This is a genomic window from Tatumella saanichensis, from assembly GCF_000439375.1.
Taxonomy (GTDB): Bacteria; Pseudomonadota; Gammaproteobacteria; order Enterobacterales; family Enterobacteriaceae; genus Tatumella; species Tatumella saanichensis.
In genome coordinates this window covers 23,196-44,228 of sequence record NZ_ATMI01000035.1, presented here as the reverse complement: position 1 = coordinate 44,228, position 21,033 = coordinate 23,196, and the positions used below count along the sequence as shown (strand labels likewise).

Here is a 21,033-nt window from a genome sequence, read left to right as displayed (position 1 = left end):
TGGTTTCACCTCCAGACTTCATCCGTGGGAACACTTGCATATGAAAAAACTCTCGCCGCTTCTGTTAGCTCTCATGCTCGGCACCGGCCTTAATTTGCCGGTAGCTCCCCTAGCTCAGGCCAGTCTGCCGGTCAAAGTCGACGGGCAACCTTTGCCGTCCCTGGCACCCATGCTGTCGCAGGTTCTGCCTGCTGTCGTCAGCGTGCAGGTAAGTGGCATTCAGTCGACGCAGGATGATCAAAACATCCCCGGCCCTCTGAAAAAATTCTTTGACCAGCAACCCTCAGATAATTCACAGTCCCAGCCCTTCGAGGGACTGGGTTCTGGGGTCATTATTAATGCAGATAAAGGTTATATACTGACCAATCATCATGTGATTAACGGTGCGAATAAAATCACTGTTCAGCTCAACGATGGCCGGGAGTTTTCTGCCAAGGTGGTCGGTAGTGATACCCCTTCTGATATCGCCTTGTTACAGGTGAAAGACCCGAAAAATCTGACACAGATTAAAGTGGCTGATTCTGACCAGCTAAGGGTAGGTGATTTTGCAGTGGCTATCGGTAACCCCTTCGGGCTTGGACAAACCGCGACCTCGGGAATTATCTCGGCGCTGGGTCGTAATGACTTAAATATTGAAGGTATCGAAAACTTTATCCAGACGGATGCGGCGATTAACCGCGGTAACTCCGGCGGTGCGCTGGTCAACCTACGGGGAGAACTGGTTGGGGTCAATACCGCAATTCTGGCTTCCGGTGGTGGCAATATTGGTATTGGGTTCGCCATCCCCGCCAATATGGCAATCAGTGTGGCTGACCAGTTGATTAAGTTCGGCCAAGTGAAACATGGTCAGTTGGGCATTATGGGCACAGAGCTCACACCGGATATGGCCAAAGCCTTTAAGGTCAATGTCGACCACGGTGCCTTTGTCGCTCAAGTGTTACCCGGCTCTGCTGCGGCGAAAGCAGGCCTGAAAGCTGGGGATATTATTACGACCCTCGATGGTAAGGCTATCTCAGGATTTGCTGAGTTGCGCTATAAAGTCAGTATTCACTCGCCGGGTGACAAGATCACCCTGGGCCTGTTGCGTGATGGCAAGTCTCAGAATGTCGTGGTCACCCTTGACCAAAGCGGGGCCAGAGTTGCTTCTACCACAGAATTGACTCAGCCTGCGTTACGCGGTGCAGAATTCAGCGATGGAGAGACCGCCGATCATCAGAAAGGGGTCAAGGTTACTTCTGTCGATAAACAGAGCCCAGCAGAACAGTTTGGTCTGCATAGCGGCGATGTCATCATCAGTATCAACCGTCAACGGGTTGAGAACTTGCCGGATCTGAAAAAAGCACTCGACAGTAAACCCGATGTAGTCGCCCTTAACGTGATGCGCGGTAAAGAGAGTATCTACCTGTTAATGCAGTAAAAAAGAGCTGATAACGACCGATACTAGCGGTTAGCCGCGTCGGTCGTTATCATGTTATGCTTAGTCACCCTTTCTTTGTTTGAAACTTGGCATGCTCATCAAACTGTTACGTTCGGTAATTATTGGCCTGATAGTGGCTGTCGTCCTTCTGCTGGCAGTGCCCGGTTTTCACGCCGGTAACTTGCTGACGCAATTTTTTAGCCGTGATACCGACAACGCAGAAGCCCCTATTGTCAGTTTTAGCCAAGGCGTCAGGCGTGCCGCTCCGGCAGTAGTCAACGTCTATAACCGTAACACTCAGGCAAATAATACCCAAGGCATGACCACACTCGGCTCTGGGGTGATCATGAATGCCCGCGGTTATATCCTGACCAACAAACACGTTATCAACAATGCCGGTCAGATCATCGTCGCCCTACAGGATGGTCGTTTTTATGAAGCCACATTGGTCGGCTCGGATGCCATGACAGATTTGGCTGTACTGAAAATATCGGCCAGTAATTTACCTGTCATCCCGATTAACCGTAAGCGTATCGCCCATATCGGTGACTTGGTAATGGCGATCGGTAACCCCTATAACTTGGGTCAGACAGTCACTCAGGGGATTATCAGTGCTACCGGCCGTGTCGGCCTCAGCTCCTCCGGAAGACAAAACTTTCTGCAGACCGATGCCTCGATTAACCAAGGAAACTCTGGTGGCGCGTTAATTAACTCTCAAGGTGAACTGGTGGGTATTAATACCCTCACCTTTGATAAAAGTAACGATGGAGAGACCCCGGAGGGGATTGGCTTTGCTATCCCGACTGCGCTGGCCACCAACATTATGGATAAGCTGATCCGTTATGGTCGGGTGATACGTGGATTTATCGGGATCACCGCCCGTGAGATCCCAGCGTTACATAATCAGGGTAACAGCCTCGATAAAATTCAGGGGTTGGTCGTCAGTCAGGTTGCGCCGAACGGACCGGCAGAACAGGCCGGCATTCAGCCTAATGATCTGCTGCTGAGTGTTAACGGTAAGCCCGCCGTGTCAGCACAGGAAACCATGGACCAAGTTGCGGAAATTCATCCAGGCTCAGTGATCCAGGTTCAGGTATTACGCAATGAGAAAACCCTCACCTTGCCGGTAACCATTGAGGAATTTCCGGAAAGTAATCAGTAATCGATAGCAGGCTCTGTGCCTGCTACTTTCCATTCCCGATACTCTGTTAACGCCAAAGCTGCCCCATGGAGCTCACTGCTGCATGGCCAGTGCTGAGATCAGGGAAGAATATCTGACGCTGCCTAGCTAGCAGCAAACACCTTTCATTCCCTACAAGCAATATAAAAACCTGTAATTAGCAGCGTATATAGTAATTTGGACTCTCTGATATTTCTTTGTTAGAATCCGCGCCTTATTTCTTCCGGCCGGCTATAACACCTCACGTATTGCATAAAAATTCACCTAGGTGCATAATAATGTAATTAAAGACCGGATCCTTAACTCAGAATGGTAGACTATGCGTATCCCCTCTAAACAAGAAGATTTAATCAGAGCTTTTAAGGCTCTGCTAAAAGAAGAAAAGTTTAGTTCTCAGGGCGAAATTGTTGTTGCTCTTCAGGATGAAGGCTTTAATAACATTAACCAGTCAAAAGTCTCCAGGATGCTGACCAAATTTGGCGCGGTGCGTACCCGCAACGCAAAAATGGAGATGGTCTACTGCTTACCAGCAGAGCTTGGCGTACCCACCACCACCAGCCCGCTAAAAAACTTGGTACTGGATATCGACTATAACGATGCCCTAGTGGTGATCCATACTAGTCCTGGTGCTGCACAGCTGATCGCCCGTCTACTGGACTCTCTGGGTAAGGCTGAAGGGATTTTAGGCACCATTGCCGGGGATGACACGATTTTTATCACTCCTTCCCGAGGTTTCACCGTCAAGAAACTCTACGACGCTATCTTGGTGCTATTCGAACAGGAATTGTAGCAGACTTCCCCGGACGGTCAGCGATACCGTTCGGGAAGTTTCCCCTCATCCCGCACAACCGATTATCCCATTGCTCAATACGTGAATAGCACAAAAAGTTAAAATGTAACATCACATTGTTTTAGCTAACAAAAAAACCTGAATGATTAAACATTCATCATCTGTTAGTTAAATTTGTTCTAACAATAATGATGAAAACGATTGCCTTAAACTAAATTATTATTAGCAATATATTAATTTCTTACGTTATCAGTCCTATAATCCGTTCTGTGATTTAGATCACAAAACTTAACTGAAATTAACTAAGGAACCTATCGTGAGTATAAAAGCCGGCCTGGCAATGATCGCCGCATTATCCATCTTCTCTGTGACTGCAAATGCCGCACAATCTATCAGTAGTACACAGGCAACGGGTATGCAATCTATCGGTGTTGTCAGCGTCAGTGGTATTAATGGCTCCCCTTCTGATATTAATGATGAATTAAACGCTAAGGCCAACGCATTAGGGGCCCGTGCTTATCACGTTACCGAAGCCTATATAAACGGTAATTACCATGCAACTGCGGAAGTGTATAAATAACCTCACCACCCAAGTTTCAGAGAGTCGTCATCGCTAGAGAGAAAACGGACTGCCTGTACTGGGCATCAGAGATAATGACGACGGTCTAGGTTAAGCCTCAACCGCCGCTTATGTCATGATTTGCCCCCATAAAGGGGGCTTTTTATCGATAATCAAATAATGAGTGGGCGGGTGGGATTAAAGATCGATGATCGTGCTCTGATAGCGGGTCAAAATATCTTCTAGACGACGTACCGGTTCAGTCACAGACAACGGTACCGAATACTGATGAAGCTTCTCCTGATAAATATTGAGCTCTTTTAAGAGTCGCTGATAATAATATTGCCGCTTTTCATCATTGTGTGCCGAAATCACTCGATCACCGGTAAGACGAAGTTGTCGATGAAACTCTGACAATTCTTCATTGTGAGGAATATTGGCGCGGCGTAAACGCTGATGGCTAATGATTAACATCAGGGCTAGACGATATTTATTAATATCTCCTGGGAACAGCTTCAACAATAAAAATAGTTGCTGGTAGAGTGCTGGTAAATGGTTCTCACGCCGTCTTTCTGGATTAGTGGTTAATGCCGATACCGCTGCATACATCAGACGATTAAAGATTTTTCTGCCGGTACGAGCTTTGGATTTATCGCGGATCAGTAATATTACCATCATTGCCAGAAAACAGCCGATCACCTGACCTAGAGCACTATCGAGGAACGTATTGATCGCAAAACTCATTGGGTTGCTGAGGACAATAATATTGAGGGTTCCGACAAATGCACCGAGGGTGCCTATCTGTCGTCGCTGAATAAAAATACCTGCAATAAATGCCATCGCGCCCATGATCAGACAGAGTAAGAAAACGCTTTGCTGGGTTTCCGGCATCAGGAACATATAGTAGAGCGCACCCACTGGGATTGCGACCGTCATCCCGTACAAGAAATCTTTCGCCAACATAAGCGGATTGGGCATGCGCATCGCCAGCGCGGTGATCACCGCCAGCATAACCATACAGGCACTGCCTGCATTCCAGCCAGTATATAACCAAATAAGTGAACCCGTGGCGGTGGCGACAAAGGTGCGGATACCGTTGATCATCGCGGGGTGGGTTTCAGCAGAGCCAACCTGGACCACGACTTCACGCTGTAAGATCGCTTCTTCAATATGGCTGATACGGGCATTGGTCTGTAAGCCTTTCAGCAGCACTAGATATTCGCTGGCAGCCCCAATCCAAGTACTGATGTTTTCCGGAGTTTGACCGTGACGGGTAATCGGGATCAGCCGTCGCAAGGCTTTTAGCTGCTTATACAATTCATCAAAGTTACTGACGTCCTGATTAATGACCTCAAAATAGGCATCTGGGATATAGGTTTTCTGTGAATTTTTGATCAAAAAAATCTCTACTGCCTGGGTGATCATCGTCAGCGACAAGGTATTGATCATTTTCATGCGGCGACGGGAGCGATGCCAGTGCAGGGATTCCATACGTAACTGTTGACGCATACTGCCCAAACCGCTGGTACGGCGTACTAAAGCAGCCCAACTTTTGTCCAGTTCGTCTTTATCGGCACCTCTTATACATTGCTGCAGCAACTGATACTGGCCGATCAACAGCGATTCCACTTCCTGATCGATCACTTTCTTAATCGATCGTGGGGAAAAAAGAATGTCGGCGATAATGACACAAACAATACCGATAATAATTTCGCTGCAACGTTCCACCGCGAAACGCGGCACCAGCCCGATTGAGTCAGTGGCACTGACACTGACAACGATGATTAATGCAGTATAGCCAGCTAACCCTAATGCATAGGCATTTTCAGCTCGGATCAGAGAAGAGAGCCAGACACAGATACCCGCCCATGCGCAGCACAACATCAACATCAGCAGCGGAGCGCGCACGGTGAAGATCATAATGATCAGTACCGCGATACAGCCAAGGAAGGTCCCGATAACTCGCAATATCCCGCGATGACGAAGGGCTCCGGAATAGGGATCTCCGCCAGTGGCAAAGGCCTGCCCTCCGGCAACAATCGCAGCCGTCATCACCGCCCAACGTGGGGTCTCCAGATTACAGTAGAACCCCAGTAGCATAGCCAGCAGGACGGCAAACGTCAGCTTAACTGGGAAGCGCAAGAATTGGATCACGCCCCCCACAATCAACCAAACTCGCGCATTCGGTTGAGAAAGTCAGAGATCGGGTTTGGTTTTTGCTGCGGACGATCTTTATCCCCAGTAACAACCACTGTCGCCGTGGTACCCGCCGGATAATGGTTTCCCGGTTGCTGGTCGAGGTGAATACGCACTGGAACACGTTGTGCTAAACGCACCCACTCCAGGTTCGAATCCACGGTTGCCATACCTTTCGAATCGACGCTGCTGCTGCTATTGGTCACGCCGGCGGCGATGCTGTCAACAGACCCTCTAAGCTCCGTGTTACTGCCGAGCGGTGTGATTTCGGCACGATCACCAGGTCTGACCCCGTGTAACTTAGTTTCTTCCATATAGGCCAGTACATAGAACGTCTGAGCTTTTACCAGCGCCACTGCCACAGAGCCACGATTAATAAATTCTCCACCATAGACGTTAAGGTTAGTCACCCATCCGTCTGCTGGGGCTTTAACGTCGGTACGGTTCAGGTCAATCTGCGCCAAGTCGCGGGCAGCAGTCGCCTGTGCCAGTTGTTGCTCACTGGTCTGGAGGGTGTTGTTTGCCTGTTCTACAGCCTCTTTGGAAAGTGCAACGCTGCCTAACTGATTACGGCGAGCAGCTTCACGACGTTTTTCGTTCACCACAGACTGATAATAATCGACATTAGCCTGAGCTTCATTCAAAGCTTCCTGGAAGCGGGGACGATCGATTTCGAAGAGCGTTTGTCCCTGTTTAACGAATTGGTTGTCGTACACCTTCACATCGGTGATAAGACCAGTGACATCCGGCGAGATAGCCACGACATCAGCGGCAAATTTTGCATCGCGGGTCCATGGAGACTCGGTGTAATAGACCCAAGCGCGGAATATAATCATGACAGCAATGACGACCAAGATCAGGGTGATCGCATAGCGGGAGACTTTTTTTATTAGCGTTTTCACTGAAACCTCAGACCATTAAACTGGAAACAAGATAAAAGACACAGCAATACAGAGCAGTGTTAAAAAGTGACGGGTGCCAGACCAAGTCGTAGATGCCGGTGGGCGTCAGTATTCTTTTCACTATCCAGAACAGCAACAGTGACAATATTAGTTCAACAAAAACGGGCGGGAACGAGAGCCCGAAAATAACCAGTACCGGATGAACACTCATTAAAAATCCTTTGGAATCAAAGCCCTGTACTTACAGCAAGGATGCCGAATAACAACAGAAGCCATCAACATCAGGATGAACGTCACCTGATGGCGGGTGAATCACACAGCCAGTGCCTGCAAAAGTGATGAGTATATATTTTCAGACTTGTTTGCCGCACATAAATTATCGACGCGATGGCACTATAGTAACGTGTCTGATAGTTAGTTTTCTACAAAATGTGACACAAATCACTTTTAAGCAGGAGTTAATAATGGAACGATTAAAAGGTATGTCGGTATTTGCCCGAGTCGTGGATCTGGGTTCTTTTACCGCCGCCGCCCGCCAGCTACACCTCAGTGTCTCATCAGTCAGTCAGACCATCGCGAAACTGGAGGATGAGTTGCAGATCAAGCTGCTGAACCGCAGTACCCGTAGCCTCGGACTGACGGAAGCTGGCCGGATCTACTATCAGGGCTGCCGCAGAATGCTCAGCGAAGCGGCTCAGGTCCACGAACAACTCTACGCATTTAACCACACACCGATTGGCACAGTGCGTATCGGCAGTACCACTACCTTGGCACAAAATATACTGGCTCCGATGACTGCACGGCTGTTAAAGGATTATCCGGGGATGAGTGTCAACCTGATCACCGGCAACCCTCCTCCGGACCTGATTGCTCACGGACTGGATCTGGTGATCCGCTCCGGTAACTTGGAGAATTCGGCGCTTTTTTCGCGACAACTGGGCAGTATGCCGATGGTGCTCTGCGCTTCGACACATTTCTCTGGGTGGAGCGACTTACCCGCACGGCCAGACGATCTGCCGCAGGATGTCTGGTTGGAATACAGCGTCTACCCTTACAACGAGTTCGGACTCAGCGCCCCTGATGGTCAGACCATCTCTCTGGCCCCCAAAGGACGATTGTCCACCAATGACCCTCTAACCCTGATTGGCTGGTTGAAAGCGGGGTCGGGAATTGCCTATATGCCACTGATGTGGGTACTGGATGAGATTAACCGCGGAGAGATAGAGATCCTCTATCCGAACTATTTGACCCAACCAAGGCCGGTGTATGCACTGTATACCGAGAGGAAAAATTTGCCCCTCAAGGTGCAGGTCTGTATTGATTATCTGACAGATTATTTCAGCGAAATGGCTACCCGCTATCAGGAATACAGCGGGCGGAAATAGAACGCACAGCCTGCAGGCTGTGCGGAGCAGAGTAAACGATCAGGCGGTTCCGCCGACCGTCAGTTTGTCCAGTTTGAGTGTCGGCTGACCGACCCCAACCGGAACACTCTGGCCATCTTTACCACAGACGCCCACTCCTTTGTCCAATGCCAGGTCATTACCCACCATCGAAATCTGCTGCATGGCTTCGATACCGGAACCGATCAGAGTTGCCCCCTTCACCGGTTTGGTAATTTTCCCTTTCTCGATCAAATAAGCTTCTGACGTCGAGAACACAAATTTACCGGAAGTGATATCCACCTGGCCGCCACCAAAATTTGGCGCATACAGCCCGTAGTCGACACTTTCGATGATTTCCTGCGGCGTCGATTTCCCGCCCAGCATATAGGTATTGGTCATGCGTGGCATCGGCAGGTTGGCATAGGATTCGCGACGACCGTTTCCGGTCGGCGCCACGCCCATCAACCGTGCATTCAGCTTATCCTGCAGATAGCCTTTTAAAATACCATTTTCTATCAATACGTTATATTGTCCCGGCACCCCTTCGTCATCGATAGCCAATGAACCGCGCAGTCCCTCAAGGGTTCCATCGTCCACTACCGTACAAAGCTCAGAAGCTACCGGCTTACCCATCTGACCGCTGAACATAGAGGTACCGCGACGGTTAAAGTCACCTTCCAGGCCGTGACCCACCGCTTCGTGTAATAATACACCCGGCCAGCCAGCGCCCAGTACCACTGGCAGGGTGCCTGCCGGTGCCGCAACGGCAGACAGATTGACCAGTGCCATACGAACCGCCTCTTTCGCCCACGCATCGGCTCGGACTTCACCGTGCTCATCTGCTAAGAAAAACTCGTAACCAAAACGGCCACCGCCGCCACTGGCCCCGCGTTCACGTTTACCCTGATCTTCTACTAACACACTAACAGAGAGTCTGACCAGCGGGCGGATGTCTGCCGCGAGCGTTCCGTCGGTGGCCGCCACCAGTACCTGTTCATAGACTCCACTCAGGCTGGCGCTGACTTCCTGGACTCGGGCGTCTTCGGCTCGAGCCACTTTATCAACACGGTGGAGCAGCGCGATTTTATCTTCGCGGTTCAGGCTATCCAACGGGTTTACGGCTGCATACAGAGGATGATGCTGTACCCCTGCTAAGGTTCTAGCCTTACCATCACCCTGTTCACGGACAATACTGCGTGCCGCTTCAGCACTCTGGTGTAGAGCATTAAGAGTGATCTGGTCCGCATAGGCAAATCCAGTTTTTTCGCCACTGATGGCACGGATGCCTACACCCTGATCAATATTCCAAGAGCCTTCTTTGATGATGCTGTCTTCCAGTCCCCAGGATTCGTGGTAGCTCGACTGGAAATAGAGGTCACCGTAATCCAGGCGGCGTTCTGAAAGCTGGCCTAACAGAGCAGACAGGTCCTGCTGTTTAATATTATTAGCAGCTAGTAACTGCTCACTTACCAGATTCAGTGTCATGGGTTCTCACTCGTGTTATCGCGTTTGGTTATAGCCTGCGGTAATTCTGTATTGGCGTCAAATCAGGGATCAGCTGCCGCGTCGTGTCTGACGTAAAACTTCTTTAATTTCTGGCGTATCCAATGTCCCGCCGATATGGTAGCGCAGTAGAGCGATCTTACTCCACAACGGTCCGAGCGCTTTACTCGCCGCATACACTGCCACGCCAACCACCGGGTTGATCACAAAAGCGGTGGCAACCCCCACAGAAGCAGAAAGTTCCGGCGTAATGGCGGCATCGAAGTCCAGGGTCCTTTGCACCAGATCGGCCTTACCGCTCAGGGCGATATCTGCTTCTAGACCATCCATCACTGAATTATCGGTGCGTAGTACCCCGTTTTCAATCCAGGCAGTCCCTTTCACAGAATCAAAATAGAATCCTTTACTGTTAAAGCTGTCGCTGAAATCAAACCGCAATTTGCGCAGCAACGCATCAATACTGACCAGACGCAGGATCCGCCCTGCAGCGCCAGTGTCCACATCGGTAACTACCCCTTTACCGGCATTGAAGCTAAGTAAGCCACTGAGTGTTGGCAGGTCTGGCTGCCAAGGCTGATTGTGCCAGTGAAGATCATAGTTCAGCGTCACCGGTGCTTCCGCCAACGGTGAACTGACCCCGAACCATTGAGTGGTTTGACTGATATTATCGCTGTGAATTTCCCCTTTAAGGGCGGTACGTGCGTGGTCTCCCAGCTGTTCCCATTCACCCTGTGCGGTCAAACGGGTTTGTCCGGCCTGGACAAGACCATTAGTAAGCACTAACTTATTTCCGGTCGGCGTCAGACGGCCTGCGATTTTGCCGAAGTTCTGTCCGGCCAGCCAGCACTGACGGCACGCAAACCCTAAGGCTGGCCAGCCGCTGAAATTCACGACAGTTGGCATCTGCTGTGCGGGATGACTGCTTTTGCCTCCCCACTGCGGATTATAATAAAGATAATCAAGGGCCAATTGCCACGGTTGGCGCGGCTTGATCTGTAGACTGCCGCGGATTTCTTTACCTTGTGCCGTAATGCGTGATTCTCCTGACAACAACTGGGACAGTATCACGGTTAGATCATTCCAGCGTTGCCCCGCCAGCGTCAATGCTGGAGTATGCAGGCGAATATTGCCTGGTAGGCTAAAATGGCTGCTGTTCTGCCGTAGGGCATTGCCCTCACTTTTTGGGCCACTGAACAGGCTGAGCCACTCTTCCCCTTGCAACGCCGGTAGATTGAGGACCATCGAATCTTCAGCCGGTAGTGCCGGAATGCTGTGGGTCTGGCTTTGCCATTGTCCGCGGTCAAGACGCAGTTGAGGGGATAACAGCCAGCGGCTGCTGAAAGCCTGATCGCCACCGGCATGACCGGTCAGCATGAAATGCTGCAAATCACCTTTTACGCTAACATCAAACGGAAATGCCGTCCCTGCAAATTTAGCCAATGGTGAAGGTAAGCGACTACTTACTTCCCTGGCATCACCGTTGACGGTAACCTGATAACTGGCTTCACCGTGGTATGGCAGGGTGATCGCCACTTTGCCCTGCCAGGGTAGCAGGCCGCCGAGATGTGAACGCAAAGACGCAGGTAGCTGCGTAACTGCCGCCGCTGACCAATTACCTTCCAGGCCGACATCCACAGCGAAATCATCAGACTGCTCACGGGTCGTAAAATTAAGACTCACCGGCTGACCAAACCACTTCCCCACCAAGGTATCACTGTCGAGATCCCCGTTTTTGTAGCGGAAGTTTCCGCTCAGACCGGTTAGGGTGGTTTTCAGGGGGCGGATATATAAGCTGTTATTGTTCATCGCCACATTGCCGGTCGCTGTCACCTGCTTACCGTTGAGTGGAATATCCAAATTCAGGTGCCCGCCTACTTGCCCTTTAATCTGAACTTCATCCAGCGCAGCTCCCAGTGATTTTGCCAGCGGGGTCTGCTGGAAGTAGTGACCAATATCACTGCCAGTACCCCTGACATCTCCATTGATAAACAGTTTTTCCTGACGATAATCGGGTATATCTGCGGTCAGTGTGGTGGCCTGAGCGTTACCCAGCGCCACCTTCTGTGCTTTCATCCACAAACCGTCATTCACGAAGTTCAGATCGATATCGAGGTTTTTCAGGGGGGGCCAGTCCGGCTGAAACGCATAAGTCGCGTTACGTAACGGGACACTGACTTGGAACATTCCGTCATGCTGGCGGAATGGGAAACGGTGAGGATCACCGGCAAAGAGTAAAGTGGCATTACGGGTCGTTCCCCCTTTTACCGCCCCACTCAGATAATCGGTCAATTCTTTACCCATCAAATTATGCGGGAAATAACGCCACGCATCACCTGCATCAGAGACATTAATACCCGCCAAAATATCAAGGCGAGGTTCCCCCTTCTGTGGCTGCTGATAACGAAACTCACCGGTGGCGGCGACCGAGCGAGCCTCAGCACTAATGTGGTCACCGGTGAGCAACAGATTTCCATCTCGGATATCCCAACCGACATTAGCGCTGACAGCACTGACTTGAAGTGGTGCTTGGAACCAGTCACCCATAGTCACAGACTGCGCGCCAACACTGACAGAAACTTGGCCTTGATCCAGACGTCCGCTGCCATTCCCGCTAACGGCGCTGATCGCCGGTAACTGCCGGTCAGATTGCCACCTGAAATCAGACCAGCTCGTTTGGAAGCGGCTCTGCTGTGGATGCTGCAAATCGTAATCCACTGCCAAAGCATCCACTTTTCCCCGCGGCTGAAGCTGTTGCCATTGGGTGGCGAGGTCTGGTGAAAGCGGTGCCAGTAGAGGAATTAATGGATCAAGTCGAGCCAGATCCAACTGGCTTGCCCGCAGACGAATATCGGAATTAGGGGCCAGTTGCAGTGGGTCAGTCACCTGCGGCTGCCAGTACACCGCAAAGTATCCCGGTGCCCAGGGGACATTGTCAGTGGAAACCGCTGACAATGGGAATGAAAGCGCCCAGCCTTTTCCGGATTTTTCCAGATGAGCCGTCAGTTTATTCAGTTGTAGCTGATGTGATTGCTGTCCTTGCTGCCATTCAGCGCCCCCCTTCGACAGCATCAGATCACCACTGTCGAGGCTGCCGTTTTTCAGGTTCACCCAGGCCGTCAGGCTGACAGAGGCACTTTTCAGTGAGGTATTATCTTTAATCCAGCGCCCCAGCCAAGGCCGAGCATCGATATCTGCTGCCTGTAACCAGATACGACCATTATCGATAGCCCCCTGACGATCATTCAAATCTAATCGGACTTGCGCGGCACCGTGCTGCCCGGTAAGGCTACTGAGGCTAACTTCACCTTCTGCCTGGTGGCGACTGCCCTCGTTAAACCATGTCAGCTGTGGCACCGTGAACTGGATTTGCTGGCCGGAGGGCGACGGAAAACGGATACTGCTATCACGTAAGATAAAATGATCAAAACGGCGCAGAAACAGGTTTTCTAATTGCTGGGTCCCCAGTGAACGGTGATCCTCCTTGGAGGAAGAGGGTAAAGTAGGAATATTGAGATGCAGTTGCCAGAAGGTCAAATCACGGAACTGCAGTTGGGCATGTAACAGCGACTGCCAAACATCCAATGCCAGACGCACATGGCCGATGTCCAATAAGGTACCGTCGCTAAGGGTCGATGTCAGGCCACGTACTTCGATAGCCGGACCAAAATTTTCCCAACGACCGCGCAACTGGTCAGCCTGGATCTGTGCACCAGTCAGTGAAGACACCACCGACAGAACTTCACTGCGGTAGGCGTTCATATGTGGCATCAGGAGACGTAATCCACTGATCAGCAAGGCGATGATGACGATAATCGTAGCGGCGATCAGCGATAATATCCTGGTCAAACGCCTCACAGACTTCTCCTTGATAACTGAATAACACTGATGACGGAGAACGCAGGAAACAGGAGGGCCGCCGTCAGCTTTCCATCTTTGATAGAGTATAGGTCAATTCCGGCCCGTCATCCTTGTGGTTCACCCGGGTCCGGCGTATCACGCATTAGGGGTTACATCATGACGACGTCAAACTGTTCCTGAGTATAAAGGGGCTCAGCTTGAATTTTGACCTGTTTGCCGATAAAGAGTTCCAGTTCCGCCAACGCATGAGATTCTTCACCTTTCAGGGCTTCAGCCACTGCTGGCGAGGTATACACCAAGAAGCTATCAGTATCATACGCGTAATGCACTCTGACTATTTCACGCATGATCTCATAACAGACAGTTTCCACCGTTTTGACTGCCCCACGGCCCTGGCAAGCAGGACAGCCACCGCACAGCACATGCTCCAGACTCTCGCGGGTGCGTTTTCGGGTCATTTCTACCAGCCCCAGCGCGGAGAAGCCATGGATACCGGTTTTTACACGATCTTTACTCAGTGCCGTTTCCAGTGCATGCAGTACTCGGCGTCGATGGTCATCACTGGCCATATCGATAAAATCGATAATAATGATGCCACCCAGATTGCGTAATCGCAGCTGACGGGCAATGGCCTGCGTCGCTTCAACGTTGGTATTAAAAATTGTCTCTTCGAGATTACGATGTCCAACAAAAGCGCCCGTGTTGATATCTACCGTAGTCATCGCTTCGGTCTGATCAATAATCAGATAGCCGCCGGATTTCAGTTCGACTTTACGTTCCAGTGCACGCTGGATCTCATTTTCGACATCGAAGAGGTCGAAAATTGGTGCATTGCCGCTATACAGTTCCAGCTTCTGTGTCATCTCCGGCATGTATTCAGCGGTGAATTCCAACAGCATTTCATAGGTCTGCCGAGAATCTATGCGGATACGATCTAATTCCGCCTCAACAAAATCCCGTAATACTCGCTGGGCCAACGCGACTTCACCATAAAGCTTGGTCCGCGTCTGATGGCGTTTCTTGCGGCGGGAGACTTTATCCCACAAGCGCTTGAGGAAAGCGGCATCTTGAGCAAGTTCCCGCTCACCCACGCCCTCGGCCGCGGTACGGATAATAAATCCGCCGTTTTCGTCACAATAGTCAGCCACGACCTTTTTCAACCGGTTACGCTCTTTCTCCCCTTCAATACGCTGAGAGACACCGACATGGGAAGCACCCGGCATAAACACCAGATAGCGGGAAGGCAACGTGATATCCGTGGTCAGGCGGGCACCTTTGGTGCCTAAAGGGTCTTTTACTACCTGAACCACCAGATCCTGTCCCTGACGGACCAGTTCAGCGATATCACGGACCGGAAATTTTTTCTGCTCCTCACCGGCCACACACTCGGTATGCGGTACAATGTCAGAAGCGTGGAGGAAAGCGGCTTTTTCCAGCCCTATATCAACAAACGCCGCCTGCATACCAGGCAATACCCGGCTGACCCGCCCTTTATAGATATTGCCGGCAATGCCACGCTTCGATTCACGCTCAATATGAATTTCCTGTAAAACCCCGCCATCAATGTAGGCAACCCGGGTTTCTGAGGGCGTGACGTTAATAAGTAATTCGGCGGTCATACTGATCCCTTTTCACTGCGCAATGCCTGAAGCGTCTCAAATAGCTCGCCGGTTTCCACCAGCGGCAGTCCGACTACCGCATAGTAACTGCCTTCGATACGACGGACAAAGCAGCCCCCTTTTCCTTGGATCCCATACGCACCGGCTTTATCCATTGGCTCACCGCTGGCGATGTAGTCACTGATATCTTGATCGCTTAGCTGACGGAAAGTGACCCTGGTCAACACATGACTGGTCAAATGATGTTGTTGATCGGCAAGGGTGACCGCCGTGATCACTAGATGGGTTTTGGCGGAGAGCGCGGACAGCATCTGCCGTGCATGGCTGGCATCACGGGGTTTTTCCAGTACCTCATCATCCAGTACCACAATGGTATCGGCACCCAGTACCGGTAAATCCTGCGCGGCGATGACGACCCCTGCGAGCGCTTTTTCCTTTGATAAACGGCAGACATAGGCTAATGGTGCCTCTCCTGGCTGACGGCACTCTTCCACTGCAGCCTTCAGTCGTTCAAATGGCAGTCCAAGTTGTGTCAGTAATTCCTGACGGCGCGGGGAACCGGAAGCGAGATAGAGACTGATCATAGGTATCCTTACTGAACAGCAAACTGATAACGAATTTTGCGCATCAGCAGAAATAACCATGGCCAGAGCACACCATTTACCACTCCTCCCCAGAAAATTTCAGGGCGGAAGGAGACATCACTGACCATAAACTCGGCCCAGAATACCACCACATCGACAAACAGTGACAACACCGTCACCATGCAGGCTTGCTGCCACAATGCGAGGTTACGGAATTTCTGAAACTTATACGCCACCAGATAGGCTACCAGGCTCAGGGCCAAGGCACGAACGCCGAGGGTCGACCCGACAATCAGATCCATCACTGCGCCGACAAAGAAACCAGTGCCGACATTGACCCGATGGGGAAGCGCTAGCACCCAGTACAGTAGAATCAACATGACCCAAGAAGGCCGGAACATATAGAACTGATCCGGCCATGGCATCACTTCGAGGACTAAGGCTATCAGAAAAGAGAGCCAGATGATCCAACGCCCCTGACTACGATAATGACTGGTCAAGGACGGGCTCCATGGCTGACTGGCGTGGCAGGCGAGCTACTGTTACCTGTGGATAGCATATCACTGCCGGTAGTTGCTTGACCGGCAGGAGGAAACACCTGCGGCATCACCTGCATCAGACGATCATCTGCCGCTTGGCGGACAGACTGCGGCGTAACACTGTTACCGTCTGTCGGGTTACTGTTCCATAACAACAGTAGATAACGTAATCGCTGTAATCCTGCCGTCGGTTTTGCCTGAATCAGCGTGGTGGCACGACGGGTATCGACGGTCACGGAGGAAACTACCGCCACCGGATAACCTTCTGGGAAACGGCCGCCCAAGCCGGAGCTGACTAACATGTCACCGACCCGAATATCTGAGTTACCGGCAGTATTTTCCAACTGTAAATTTTCAGAGCATCCGGCACCGGAAGCGATGGCACGCACATCATTACGCAACACCTGTACTGGCAAAGCATGAGAAGCATCGCAAATTAGCATTACACGGCTGCTGAATTTCCCCACAGAGACCACTTGTCCGACCACGCCTTTATCACTGATCACCGGCTGACCTTCATAGACACCGCTGTCACTGCCGCGATCGATCATTACTTGATCACTGTACGGATCGGTTCCTGCCGAAATGACCTGAGTGATCATCTTCCGCTCCCCGGCACGCAGCGGTGAGCCCAGCAGCTCCCGCAGACGAATATTTTCCTGCTGATATTGCCCCAGTAGCAGTAACTGGCTGTTTTTAAGCATCAGTTCACGGCGCAGAGCGGCGTTTTGCTGCTCCAGCGTCTGACGAGAAGTCATGGTTTCTGCCGCATTGTCCAGTAAGCGTCTCGGGCCATCAGCCAGGAAGTAAAACGGACTCACGGTGGTATCAAGATAGCTGCGGATCTCACGAAAAGATCCCATACGGCTATCGGCAATGATAATTGCAATCGCGGCAATTACTGCCAGAATTAAGCGTAACTGCAGAGAGGGGCCTCTGCTAAACATCGGCTTCATAAATCCTGCGTGTTCCTCAACAAATATTAAGGGAGTGCGATTCGCCTGCACTCCCTTAGGCTGGACACGTCATCATTGGGTGTTCAGACAGCACTGTCACCGGCCACTGGACCAGTTACCCTGCAGCAAAGATTACTCTTCACTGAACAGGTCACCACCGTGCATATCAATCATTTCCAGCGCTTTACCGCCACCGCGGGCCACACAGGTCAATGGATCTTCCGCTACGACGACCGGGATACCGGTTTCTTCCATCAATAAACGCTCAAGATTACGTAGCAGTGCGCCACCGCCAGTCAGTACCATACCGCGCTCTGAGATATCAGAAGCCAACTCCGGCGGACACTGCTCAAGCGCGACCATTACAGCGCTAACAATACCGGTCAGCGGTTCCTGAAGAGCTTCGAGGATTTCATTGGAGTTCAGGGTAAATCCGCGCGGTACACCTTCAGCCAAGTTACGTCCGCGGACTTCGATTTCCAAGACTTCATCACCCGGATAAGCAGAGCCGATCTCGTGTTTGATGCGTTCTGCGGTCGCTTCACCAATCAGTGAACCATAGTTACGACGGACGTAGTTGATGATGGCTTCATCGAAACGGTCACCGCCGATACGTACAGAAGAAGAGTAAACCACACCGTTCAGAGAGATTACCGCCACTTCGGTGGTCCCGCCACCAATATCGACCACCATGGAACCGGTCGCTTCAGAGACCGGCAGACCGGCACCGATTGCGGCTGCCATCGGCTCTTCGATCAGGAACACTTCACGTGCACCAGCCCCCAAGGCTGATTCACGGATAGCACGGCGCTCAACTTGAGTGGCACCTACCGGTACACACACCAGCACGCGCGGGCTTGGACGCATAAAGCTGTTGCTGTGAACCTGTTTGATGAAGTGCTGTAACATTTTTTCAGTGACAAAAAAGTCAGCGATAACACCATCTTTCATCGGGCGAATAGCGGCGATGTTACCCGGTGTACGACCCAGCATCTGCTTGGCCTCTTGACCGACGGCCGCGACACTCTTCGGAGAGCCGGCACGATCCTGACGGATTGCAACCACAGAAGGCTCGTTCAGCACGATGCCTTGCCCTTTTACATAAATCAGGGTATTGGCTGTACCCAGGTCAATGGACAAGTCATTGGAAAACATGCCACGAAATTTTTTAAACATATCTAAGGGGTAATCCTGCAAGCTGGGAGCGGAAAATAAAATCCGCTTACTTTACCAACCACGCGAAGCCGCTACAAGGCGCAAAAACATTCTGCTTCGGTGAAAAAATAAACAAGTGTCGATTTATGCCAATATCCGTCATGGCAAGGGTCAACACAACACTGTAAACCCAACCTTTTTCGGCTGAGTTAGATTTCCGAACGTCAGTGCCGGAAACAAAATCTAACATTTAGGGCATTATATTTTTGCCGCGAATCAGTGCGGCCAAAGTGTGTCATTCCGTTATCTGCCTCCGTGCCAACTCAATATTAGCGCCCAGCCTACGTAGAGAGCAGCCAATAACTGCGATTGGTTACAGACAGGTCACCGCTGTAACCGGTGCGATAAAGTTGCCCTGCCCGCCGCAGACGCCTAGGGTCAATAGCGTCTGCCACTCTTCATGAGTGGTCACACCGGTGGCGAAGACTCGGGCCGATACCACACAGCAACTCTCTGCCAAGCTGCGAACCAGCAACTGGTTTTCAGGGCGGCGATCAATCTGCCGGACTAGCCCTGCATCCAGCTTGACTAGAGCAGGTTTTATCTGCAGTAACCAGCCACTGCTCACCATGGTTTGCCCTGCCCGGCTGATCACTATTTGACAGCCAAACGCCTTTAGCCCGTGCAGCACCGGTAACAACCGAGTAATGTGTTGACAAACATCTGCTTCTGCAAGTTCAAACAAAAAACAATTTCTTTGCAGACGCGGGATCTCTAATAACATTTTATAAAGAGTTTGCACAAAAGCACGTTGTAACAAGGCATCTGTGGTGAGCGGAAATGACCAAGCGCTGCCAGAGTATTGGCAGCAGAGTTGGAATCCCCGAGCCAGCAATTGTTGATCCCAAAGCGAGGACATCCCCATTTCACAGACTAACGGCATGTATTCTGCCGCTAAAATAGACGTTTTTCCATCTCTAATCCGTCCCTGCAAGGCATAATGATCCGTCACTCCTTGCAGATTTTTTACCGTTTTATAAAACAGTAAAGGCCCACTTGGCGGGAGGTCTTCTCTAGTAAGGTACGCCAGCGAACACTGCCACGGCCAGCACTCAGTTGCGGACTTTCTTCCAGAGCCCAGTTATTGCTGCCCAATAAGGTCGACCGGCGCATCGCCATCGCCAGCCTGGCCATCACTGACTCCGAGTCTTGACCGCTGCGCCAGTCAGTAATTGCAATATGGATAAAATCTTCTTTATCGTAGTGTTTCAACGGGGCTAAGGCGTCCGTTGCGGTAATCAGTTTGGCGGCAATGCTTTCTACCTCTTTCAATGAACGGTGCGGCAGCAGTACCACAAAATCGTTTTGGAAATAGCGCGCCAACAATGCGCCAGGATAGCAACTCACCAACGTCGATAGACTGTGCACAAATTCAAATAGTCGTGAAGGGTCATCGGCAGTGTGTCGAGCGAGAGGCAGAGGACGGGATTCTGAAAAACGCAGCATCATAATGGCGCCATGTTCCCCTCCTTCCTCACGAGCATCCAGCAGGGTGGCGAAACGACTGTCAAAAAATAATCGGTTATTCACCCCGCTCTCATTATCCAGCGAAGCAAATTCTCGGATTAACCGATCAATACGGACTCGCTGTAATCCGGCCTGTTCCACTTCCTGTAACAGTATATCCAACGCCTGACTAACACTCAGCGGCCTCTCCCTGCAAGGGTAAGCACTGCCCAGTTGCCGTGCGCCCTGTAAAATCCGCAAGCTACGCTTTTCCAGTAACTCCATTCCCGCAGACTGACGATACAACCAGAGGTGTAAAAGGATCAGCAAAATGGAGACCACCAGCAATACCACCCCCATACAGATAAAGGTAGACACCACAGAGAAAGAGGCCAGCCAAGTCTTTACTGGGTTCAAAATCGTCATATTAAGGGTCAGCGACGGGTGGGTTTTCAGTGGGGCAGAAAGCTGATAATAGTGATTAGGACTGTCATCCACCAGCGGCTGTTCTTGACGAGAAAGGGCACTCACTCGGCGGCTACCGTTATAAATTTCCAACTTTTCAATATTCATGATCGGCATGACACTGTGTAGCCACTCCATCGTCTCGCCTGGCGGGCGGCTGATGAGTTGCTGATCAAGGGTAGTGGCTAACGCATAAAGTTGTGTTTCCAGCCGTTGCTGATTCAACCACAACATGCTGGCCATACATCCCAGTAACATCAGTAACATTGCTAGCAGACTGATAAACGTCATCACCGCCGTAAGGCGGGCTGTTGAACGCATCCCTGTGTTCTCCTTGTTTTAAGCTATAATTCGATCCTTCAACACTCCCAGTGATCGTTGCGTGAAAATAGCACAGAGCGACACTTCCGGTCGGCGCG

The 21,033-nt window shown here is 51.0% G+C and carries 17 protein-coding genes; 5 read left to right on the top strand and 12 right to left on the bottom strand.

What is annotated here, in order from left to right; genetic code table 11:
* The first annotated feature begins 40 nt into the window (after nt 1–40).
* The 4 genes from DW47_RS0109875 (at nt 41) to DW47_RS0109860 (ending at nt 3,967) form a co-directional block, all read left to right on the top strand.
* A complete protein-coding gene (locus DW47_RS0109875; RefSeq protein WP_029686275.1) occupies nt 41–1,417 on the top strand; it encodes a Do family serine endopeptidase in 1,377 nt (458 codons plus the stop codon).
* A 91-nt stretch (nt 1,418–1,508) separates the two neighbouring features.
* Nucleotides 1,509–2,579: an outer membrane-stress sensor serine endopeptidase DegS gene (gene degS, locus DW47_RS0109870; protein ID WP_029686274.1), complete on the top strand. Its 1,071-nt coding sequence runs from the start codon at nt 1,509–1,511 to the stop codon at nt 2,577–2,579.
* 337 nt (nt 2,580–2,916) lie between these two features.
* The gene (gene argR / locus DW47_RS0109865) at nt 2,917–3,387 is read left to right on the top strand and encodes a transcriptional regulator ArgR (RefSeq protein WP_029686273.1); all 471 of its coding nucleotides are present in this window, start codon (nt 2,917–2,919) and stop codon (nt 3,385–3,387) included.
* Between the two features lie 316 nt (nt 3,388–3,703).
* Complete coding sequence (locus DW47_RS0109860; RefSeq protein WP_029686272.1) at nt 3,704–3,967, top strand: YdgH/BhsA/McbA-like domain containing protein; 264 nt, start codon at nt 3,704–3,706, stop codon at nt 3,965–3,967.
* Between the two features lie 177 nt (nt 3,968–4,144).
* Here the strand turns inward: DW47_RS0109860 and aaeB are convergent, their stop codons facing one another.
* The 3 genes from aaeB to aaeX are packed head-to-tail and all read right to left on the bottom strand — an operon-like array spanning nt 4,145 to nt 7,255.
* On the bottom strand, nt 4,145–6,100 hold the full coding sequence (gene aaeB / locus DW47_RS0109855) for a p-hydroxybenzoic acid efflux pump subunit AaeB (protein WP_029686271.1): 1,956 nt from the start codon (nt 6,098–6,100) through the stop codon (nt 4,145–4,147).
* Between the two features lie 11 nt (nt 6,101–6,111).
* On the bottom strand, nt 6,112–7,044 hold the full coding sequence (gene aaeA, locus DW47_RS0109850) for a p-hydroxybenzoic acid efflux pump subunit AaeA (protein ID WP_029686270.1): 933 nt from the start codon (nt 7,042–7,044) through the stop codon (nt 6,112–6,114).
* Nucleotides 7,045–7,051: 7 nt separating this feature from the next.
* A complete protein-coding gene (gene aaeX / locus DW47_RS17000; protein ID WP_071846636.1) occupies nt 7,052–7,255 on the bottom strand; it encodes a p-hydroxybenzoic acid efflux pump operon protein AaeX in 204 nt (67 codons plus the stop codon).
* Between the two features lie 253 nt (nt 7,256–7,508).
* Between aaeX and aaeR the strand changes: the two genes are divergently transcribed.
* Nucleotides 7,509–8,429 carry an HTH-type transcriptional activator AaeR gene (gene aaeR / locus DW47_RS0109845; protein WP_029686269.1) on the top strand — a complete coding sequence of 307 codons (921 nt, stop codon included), beginning with the start codon at nt 7,509–7,511 and terminating at the stop codon, nt 8,427–8,429.
* A gap of 39 nt (nt 8,430–8,468) precedes the next feature.
* On the opposite strand, the gene tldD is transcribed toward aaeR, so the two are convergent.
* The 9 genes from tldD to DW47_RS16385 all read right to left on the bottom strand — a co-directional run bounded on the left by tldD (nt 8,469) and on the right by DW47_RS16385 (nt 20,935).
* On the bottom strand, nt 8,469–9,914 hold the full coding sequence (tldD, locus tag DW47_RS0109840; protein ID WP_029686268.1) for a metalloprotease TldD: 1,446 nt from the start codon (nt 9,912–9,914) through the stop codon (nt 8,469–8,471).
* A gap of 69 nt (nt 9,915–9,983) precedes the next feature.
* Nucleotides 9,984–13,787, bottom strand: a complete 3,804-nt coding sequence (gene yhdP, locus DW47_RS0109835) for an AsmA2 domain-containing protein YhdP (protein WP_029686267.1) — start codon at nt 13,785–13,787, stop codon at nt 9,984–9,986.
* 152 nt (nt 13,788–13,939) lie between these two features.
* A complete protein-coding gene (gene rng / locus DW47_RS0109830; protein ID WP_029686266.1) occupies nt 13,940–15,409 on the bottom strand; it encodes a ribonuclease G in 1,470 nt (489 codons plus the stop codon).
* Nucleotides 15,406–15,993: a Maf family protein gene (locus DW47_RS0109825; protein ID WP_029686265.1), complete on the bottom strand. Its 588-nt coding sequence runs from the start codon at nt 15,991–15,993 to the stop codon at nt 15,406–15,408. Before DW47_RS0109825 ends, rng begins: the two co-directional genes overlap by 4 nt.
* Before the next feature lie 8 nt (nt 15,994–16,001).
* Nucleotides 16,002–16,493: a rod shape-determining protein MreD gene (gene mreD / locus DW47_RS0109820; protein ID WP_029686264.1), complete on the bottom strand. Its 492-nt coding sequence runs from the start codon at nt 16,491–16,493 to the stop codon at nt 16,002–16,004.
* Complete coding sequence (gene mreC / locus DW47_RS0109815; protein WP_029686263.1) at nt 16,490–17,488, bottom strand: rod shape-determining protein MreC; 999 nt, start codon at nt 17,486–17,488, stop codon at nt 16,490–16,492. Before mreC ends, mreD begins: the two co-directional genes overlap by 4 nt.
* A gap of 132 nt (nt 17,489–17,620) precedes the next feature.
* Nucleotides 17,621–18,664: a rod shape-determining protein MreB gene (gene mreB, locus DW47_RS0109810; RefSeq protein ID WP_029686262.1), complete on the bottom strand. Its 1,044-nt coding sequence runs from the start codon at nt 18,662–18,664 to the stop codon at nt 17,621–17,623.
* Nucleotides 18,665–19,016: 352 nt separating this feature from the next.
* Nucleotides 19,017–19,655, bottom strand: a complete 639-nt coding sequence (locus tag DW47_RS17680) for an EAL domain-containing protein (protein WP_338151557.1) — start codon at nt 19,653–19,655, stop codon at nt 19,017–19,019.
* Nucleotides 19,656–19,669: 14 nt separating this feature from the next.
* Nucleotides 19,670–20,935, bottom strand: a complete 1,266-nt coding sequence (locus DW47_RS16385; protein ID WP_051150897.1) for a diguanylate cyclase domain-containing protein — start codon at nt 20,933–20,935, stop codon at nt 19,670–19,672.
* Between the last annotated feature and the right edge of the window lie 98 nt (nt 20,936–21,033).

Bases quoted from the DNA above. Each gene is read 5' to 3' on its own strand.
- DW47_RS0109875 (WP_029686275.1), top strand. From the start codon at position 41: ATGAAAAAACTCTCGCCGCTTCTGTTAGCTCTCATGCTCGGCACCGGC.
- degS (WP_029686274.1), top strand. From the start codon at position 1,509: ATGCTCATCAAACTGTTACGTTCGGTAATTATTGGCCTGATAGTGGCT.
- argR (WP_029686273.1), top strand. From the start codon at position 2,917: ATGCGTATCCCCTCTAAACAAGAAGATTTAATCAGAGCTTTTAAGGCT.
- aaeX (WP_071846636.1), bottom strand. From the start codon at position 7,255: ATGAGTGTTCATCCGGTACTGGTTATTTTCGGGCTCTCGTTCCCGCCC.
- aaeR (WP_029686269.1), top strand. From the start codon at position 7,509: ATGGAACGATTAAAAGGTATGTCGGTATTTGCCCGAGTCGTGGATCTG.
- tldD (WP_029686268.1), bottom strand. From the start codon at position 9,914: ATGACACTGAATCTGGTAAGTGAGCAGTTACTAGCTGCTAATAATATT.
- rng (WP_029686266.1), bottom strand. From the start codon at position 15,409: ATGACCGCCGAATTACTTATTAACGTCACGCCCTCAGAAACCCGGGTT.
- DW47_RS0109825 (WP_029686265.1), bottom strand. From the start codon at position 15,993: ATGATCAGTCTCTATCTCGCTTCCGGTTCCCCGCGCCGTCAGGAATTA.
- mreC (WP_029686263.1), bottom strand. From the start codon at position 17,488: ATGAAGCCGATGTTTAGCAGAGGCCCCTCTCTGCAGTTACGCTTAATT.
- mreB (WP_029686262.1), bottom strand. From the start codon at position 18,664: ATGTTTAAAAAATTTCGTGGCATGTTTTCCAATGACTTGTCCATTGAC.
- DW47_RS16385 (WP_051150897.1), bottom strand. From the start codon at position 20,935: ATGCGTTCAACAGCCCGCCTTACGGCGGTGATGACGTTTATCAGTCTG.